Consider the following 6,000-nt stretch of genomic DNA (forward strand, 5'->3'; position numbering starts at 1 on the left):
GTGCCAGGAGGCGCTGTCCAACACCGCCCGGCACGCGGGGTCCGGGGCCGCGCGCCGCGATCTCGCTCGCGTACTCGGACGCCGCGCTGTGTGTGCGGATACGGGACACGGGGTGCGGTTTCGACGTCTCGGCGCCGTCCGGCGGGTACGGCCTCAGCGGGCTGCGGGCGCGGGCGGCGGAGGTGGGCGGCAGCGCGGAGGTACGCAGCGACCCGGGCGGCGGCACGCTCGTCGCCGTACGCCTTCCGCTGCCGCCACCAGCACCGCCACCGCCGTCGTCCTCGCCCACCGGGAGTCCCACGTGATCCGCATCCTGCTCGCCGACGACCACCCCGTCGTACGTGAGGGGCTGCGCGGCATGCTCAGCGCCGAGCCCGATCTGACGGTGGTCGGCGAGGCGTCGAGCGGTCCGCAGGCGGAGGCGCTGAGCGCCGAACTGAGCCCGGACATCGTGCTGATGGACCTGCGGATGCCGGGCGGCGGCGGTGTGGAGTCGATCGCCCGGATGAGCGCGGCCGGGCTGCCTTGCCGAATCATCGTGCTGACGACGTACGAGACGGACACCGACATCCTGCGCGCCGTGGAGGCGGGCGCGGCCGGCTATCTGCTGAAGGACCTGGCCCGCGCCGAGCTGGCGGACGCCGTGCGGGCCGCGGCGCGGGGCGAGACGGTCCTGGCGCCTTCGGTGGCCGCGCGGCTGGTGGACCAGTTGCGCAGCCGGCCGGAGCGGCCGAGGCTGTCGCAGCGCGAGACGGCGGTGCTGCGGCTGGTCGCCGAGGGGTGTACGAACGCGGAGATCGGGCGCCGGCTGTTCATCGGCGAGTCGACGGTGAAGACCCATCTGCTGCGGATCTTCGGCAAGTTGGGCGTGGACGACCGGACGGCGGCGGTGACGAGCGCGATGCGGCACGGGCTGCTGGCGGAGTGAGCGCGACGCCGGCGCGCCGCTCGGCCGCGCGCTCCCCCGCCTGCGCGCGGGTCGAGCAGCGCGGCCCGGCCGGGCTCCGCAGCAGCGCGCCGGGCTTCGGGCTCCGGGCACACCGAACGGCACAGCCCGCCGCGACGGGCCCGACCTCACGTGCGGTCGGGGCCCGTCGTTGTCCTCCGTGCGGAGATCAAGTCAGGCAGCGCGACACAGCCGGGCTCCGCGGCAGCGCACCGGGCACCGGGCACACCGAGCGGTACGGGCTCCTGCTCGGCGCCACGCGGCAAACCGGCAGCGGTGGCACATCGGCGTCACCACACGGCCGACACTGCGCCCTATGCCTGCGGGACCCGCCATAGTGACTTGCGCACGGAGTCATGTCAGCCTCGCCGTCAGGTGCGCCACCGGCGCGTCGAGCGGTACGGCCGCCACACAGGCGCGGGCGCGACGGGTTTGTCTGCGCCGCGACGTGGCGGCACGCGGCCGACGGGCCCACGCGATCTCGCGACGCCGCGGGCCCAGGACGCGGCACACGTCCTGGGCCTGACAGACCGCCGGCACGCGGCCCTTGCGGTAACCCGCCGTACGCCGCGCCGGGGCCCGTCCTGTTGCCTGCCGTACGGCGTCAGGTCAGCTTCGCCGTCAGGTCGGCCACCAGCGCGTCGAGCGGCACGGGCTTCTGCTCGCCGCTCTCCATGTCCTTGACCTGCGCCACGCCTTCGGCGAGGTCGCGTTCACCGGCGACGATCGTGAACCGCGCGCCCGAGCGGTTGGCGTTCTTCATCGCGCCCTTGAGCCCCTTGCCGCCGTAGCTGAAGTCGGCCGCGACCCCCGCCCTGCGCAGCTCGGTGACCACACCGAACAGCAGCCGGCGCGCCTCCTCGCCGAGGGGCACCGCGAACACGCTGGTGGCGGCCGGCAGTTGGAGTGTGATGCCCTCGGCCTCCAGTGCCAGGACCGTACGGTCCACACCGAGCGCCCAGCCGACCGACGGCAGTTCGGGGCCGCCGATCATCTCCGAGAGCCCGTCGTAGCGCCCGCCGCCGCCCACCGCGGACTGTGCGCCGAGACCGTCGTGCACGAACTCGAAGGTCGTGCGGGTGTAGTAGTCCAGTCCCCGTACGAGCCGTTCGTCGTCCTCGTACGCGACACCCGCCGCGGTCAGCAGGTCGCGCACCTCCGCGTGGTACTCCCGGCACGCGTCGCACAGGTAGTCGCGCAGCTTCGGGGCGTCGGTGAGCTGGCGCTGTACCTCCCGGCGCTTGTCGTCGAGGACCCGCAGGGGGTTGATCTCGATGCGCCGGCGCGTCTCCTCGTCCAGGTCGAGATCGCGCAGGAAGCCCTGCAGCGCCTCGCGGTAGACGGGGCGGCACTCCTTGTCGCCCAGGGAGTTCAGCAGGATGCGGAAGCCGCGCAGCCCCAGCGAGCGGTACGCCTGGTCGGCGAGGATGATCAACTCGGCGTCGAGCGCCGGGTCCTCGGCGCCGATGGCCTCCGCGCCGACCTGTGAGAAGTGGCGGTAGCGGCCCTTCTGCGGGCGCTCGTAGCGGTAGTACGAGCCCGAGTACCAGAGCTTGACGGGCAGGTTGCCCGCCTTGTGCAGATTCGCCTCCAGCGCGGCGCGCAGCACGGAGGCCGTGCCCTCGGGGCGCAGCGCCAGCTCGGAGCCGCCCTTGGTGGTGAGGGTGTACATCTCCTTGGTCACGATGTCGGTGGACTCGCCGACACCGCGCGCGAAGAGTTCGACGTTCTCGAAGCCGGGCGTCTCGATGTAGCCGTAACCGGAGTTCCTCAGCGGTGCGGAGATCGCCTCGCGCACGGCGAGGTACACGGCGGAGTCCGGCGGGAGCAGGTCGTACGTGCCCTTGGGGGCCTGAAAGGTGTTCATGGGATTCGCTGCGTCACAATCCTCGTCGCGGAGCGGCCTGCCGGCCGCTTCCGGGGCCTGCGGCCACCTCGCGCAGATACGGGTTGGTGGCTCGCTCCTGGCCGATGGTCGTCTGGGGGCCGTGGCCGGACAGCACCACGGTCGAGTCGTCGAGCGGCAGGCACACCCGGCCCAGCGATTCGAGCAACTCGGCCGGATCGCCGCCCGGCAGGTCCGAGCGTCCGACGGAGCCGGCGAACAGCAGGTCGCCCGAGAACAGGACGGGCGGAATGTCCGCCGCCTCGGGCATCCCGAAGGTCACCGACCCCTTCGTATGGCCGGGTGCGTGCGCGACGCCGAAGCGCAGGCCCGCCAGGTCCAGCTCGGCGCCGTCGCCCAGCTCTTTGACGTCGTCGGGCTCCCCCACGGTCAGCTCGCCCATGAGCGGCATCCCGATGGAGCGGCCGAGGGCCTTCTCGGGGTCGCTCATCATGTACCGGTCCGACGGGTGGATCCAGGCGGGCACGTCGTGGGCGCCGCACAGGGGGACGACCGAGGCGACGTGGTCGATGTGGCCGTGGGTGAGGATGACGGCGACGGGCTTCAGGCGATGCTTCTTGAGCGTCTCCTCGACGCCCTGGGTGGCCTGGTGGCCCGGGTCGATGATCACGCACTCCTCGCCCGCGGCGGGGGCGACCAGATAGCAGTTGGTCCCCCAGGCCCCGGCGGGGAACCCGGCAATAAGCACGATCGTCCTCAAATGTCGTCCGTCGGGAGATTGCAGCAGATCAGAGCCTACCGGCGCTCCTCATTCCACAGGTAACCCATATACCGTACGGGGCTAGTTACGCGTTCATAGGACTGCCTTCACAGGGCCCACGCAGACACGAAGACACGAGGAGACGACCCGGTGGTCAACAGCGAGCAGCGCCGGCGCCAGCTTGCCAGGGAGAAGTTCGAGCGGCAGCAGCAGCGCCGGTCGGAGATCCGCACCAAGGCGAGGCGCCGTAACGCGGTCATCGCCGCGGCGCTGGCCGTCGTGGTGGCGGCGGGTGGCGGCGCGTACGCCATCGCGGGTCTGACGGACGACGGCGACAAGAAGGACACCGCCCAGGACAATCCGTCGGCGCCGCCGTCCCCGAGCGAGAGCAAGCCGGCCGGGCCGAAGATCACGATCGACACCAAGGCCAAGTACACGATGTCCCTGAAGACGAACCAGGGCGACATCGGCATCGCGATGGACGCCGCGAAGACGCCGGAAACGGTGAACTCCTTCAAGTCCCTCGCGGACAAGAAGTTCTTCGACGGCACCAAGTGTCACCGTCTGACCACGGAGAACATCTTCGTGCTCCAGTGCGGCGACCCCAAGGGCGACGGCACGGGCGGTCCGGGCTACACGATCGCGGACGAGAACCTCGACGCACTCGGCAAGCCCGCCGCGGACGGCGCGGTGACCTACCCCGCCGGTTCGGTGGCGATGGCGAATACCGGCCAGCCGAACAGTGGTGGCAGCCAGTTCTTCCTGGTGTTCAAGGACACCAAGCTGCCACCTTCGTACACCCCGTTCGGGACGATGGACGCCGACGGCCTCAAGACCGTGAAGGACGTGGCCGCGGCCGGTGTCACCGGTGAGACCAAGGGCGACGGTCCGCCGAAGAAGACCGTCACGATCGAGAAGGGCACCGTCGACAAGACGTGACCGCGGGTGACCGGCGGGGCGGGCCGTGGCGCGGGGCCTCGGGCCGCCCCGCCGTCGTACCCGTGAATTTCGGCCGTGCGGAGTGCGGACAGCCGGGCCACCGGTCACCTAGATTGGCGTTGTGCGACGCGCGGATCGGCTTTGCGGATCCGCTCTCGCGTCGCGGAAGACGGGCGAGGCCCGTCCAGGAAACTGTGGACGATGCCCGGGGGGCACCCCTCGCAGGCATCAGGTGGAGGAGGCGCTGTGAGCAGCGACCCGTGGGGCCGTGTCGATGAGACAGGCACCGTGTACGTGCGTACGGCCGAGGGCGAGCAGGTCGTCGGATCGTGGCAGGCAGGCTCTCCCGAAGAGGCGCTGGCCTACTTCGAGCGCAAGTACGAGGGCCTGGTGGTCGAGATCGGCCTTCTTGAGAAGCGGGTGAAGACCACCGATCTCTCGGCCAAGGACGCGCAGTCCGCCATCGATCATCTGCGGACGCAGGTGGACGAGCATCACGCCGTGGGGGATCTCGCCGCCCTGCGTACGCGTCTCGACGGGCTTGTCGCCACGGTCGAGACGCGCCGCGAGGAGCGCAAGGTCCAGAAGGCCAAGCAGACGGACGCCGCCCGGGAGTCGAAGCAGGCTCTGGTCACGGAGGCCGAGGAGCTGGCGCAGAGCGACCAGTGGCGGTCCGCCGGTGAGCGGCTGCGCGCGCTGGTGGACACCTGGAAGGGCCTGCCCAGGCTCGACCGGAAGTCCGACGACGAGCTGTGGCACCGCTTCTCGCACGCGCGCTCGGCGTTCTCCAAGCGCCGCAAGGCGCACTTCGCCTCGCTGGACGCGCAGCGCGAGGAGGCCCGTAAGGCCAAGGAGAAGCTGGTCACCGAGGCCGAGTCGCTGTCCGGCTCCACGGACTGGGGCGGGACGGCGGCGCGCTACCGCGAGCTGATGACCGACTGGAAGGCCGCGGGCCGCGCGCAGCGCGAGGCCGAGGACGACCTGTGGAACCGCTTCCGCGGCGCCCAGGACGTCTTCTTCGCCGCCCGTGGTGAGGTCTTCGCCGAGCGGGACGCGGAGCAGACGGAGAATCTGAAGGTCAAGGAGGAGCTGGCGGCCGAGGCCGAGCGGCTGCTGCCGGTGAAGGACCTGAAGGCGGCGCGTGCCGCGTTCCGGGCCCTGAACGAGCGGTGGGAGGCGGTCGGGCATGTGCCGCGCGACGCCAGGCCCCGGGTCGAGGGCCGGATGCAGACGGTCGAGCGGGCGCTTCAGGAGTCCGAGGAGACCGAGTGGCGCCGTACGAACCCGGAGGCGCTCGCGCGTGCGACGGGTCTGACGGGCCAGCTCCAGGCGGCCGTCGACAAGCTGCGCACGCAGATCGACACGGCACGCGCCTCGGGCAACAACGCCAGGGCGGACAAGCTGGCGAAGGAGCTGGAGGGCCGGCAGGCGCTGCTGGACCAGGCGCTGAAGGGTCTTCAGGAGTTCGGCGGCTGACGCCGTACGCGTAACGAGGGAGCGGCCCGGCGG

Annotated in this window: 6 protein-coding genes; 4 read left to right on the forward strand and 2 right to left on the reverse strand. The window is 71.5% G+C overall.

All coding sequences use genetic code 11. The annotated features are described in order from the left end of the window. The first annotated feature begins 92 nt into the window (after positions 1-92). Positions 93-305 carry an ATP-binding protein gene (locus ACFT9I_RS36815; RefSeq protein WP_382571788.1) on the forward strand — a complete coding sequence of 71 codons (213 nt, stop codon included), beginning with the start codon at positions 93-95 and terminating at the stop codon, positions 303-305. After that, positions 302-928: a response regulator gene (locus ACFT9I_RS36820; RefSeq protein ID WP_382571790.1), complete on the forward strand. Its 627-nt coding sequence runs from the start codon at positions 302-304 to the stop codon at positions 926-928. The genes ACFT9I_RS36815 and ACFT9I_RS36820 overlap by 4 nt, the downstream gene beginning before the upstream one ends. A 622-nt stretch (positions 929-1,550) precedes the next feature. On the opposite strand, the gene hisS is transcribed toward ACFT9I_RS36820, so the two are convergent. Continuing rightward, the gene (gene hisS, locus ACFT9I_RS36825) at positions 1,551-2,813 is read right to left on the reverse strand and encodes a histidine--tRNA ligase (protein ID WP_382571781.1); all 1,263 of its coding nucleotides are present in this window, start codon (positions 2,811-2,813) and stop codon (positions 1,551-1,553) included. Between the two features lie 13 nt (positions 2,814-2,826). Then, the gene (locus ACFT9I_RS36830; RefSeq protein ID WP_382571783.1) at positions 2,827-3,540 is read right to left on the reverse strand and encodes an MBL fold metallo-hydrolase; all 714 of its coding nucleotides are present in this window, start codon (positions 3,538-3,540) and stop codon (positions 2,827-2,829) included. Between the two features lie 162 nt (positions 3,541-3,702). On the opposite strand from ACFT9I_RS36830, the gene ACFT9I_RS36835 reads away from it, so the two are divergent. Both ACFT9I_RS36835 and ACFT9I_RS36840 read left to right on the forward strand, forming a co-directional pair. Continuing rightward, positions 3,703-4,491 carry a peptidylprolyl isomerase gene (locus ACFT9I_RS36835; RefSeq protein ID WP_382571784.1) on the forward strand — a complete coding sequence of 263 codons (789 nt, stop codon included), beginning with the start codon at positions 3,703-3,705 and terminating at the stop codon, positions 4,489-4,491. 246 nt (positions 4,492-4,737) lie between these two features. Then, on the forward strand, positions 4,738-5,967 hold the full coding sequence (locus ACFT9I_RS36840; RefSeq protein WP_382571786.1) for a DUF349 domain-containing protein: 1,230 nt from the start codon (positions 4,738-4,740) through the stop codon (positions 5,965-5,967). Positions 5,968-6,000 lie beyond the last annotated feature (33 nt).

This window comes from Streptomyces sp. NPDC057137 (genome assembly GCF_042670825.1).
In the GTDB taxonomy this organism is placed as follows: domain Bacteria; phylum Actinomycetota; class Actinomycetes; order Streptomycetales; family Streptomycetaceae; genus Streptomyces.

Coding starts and splice junctions, on each gene's coding strand:
- hisS (WP_382571781.1), bottom strand. CDS start 2,813: ATGAACACCTTTCAGGCCCCCAAGGGCACGTACGACCTGCTCCCGCCG.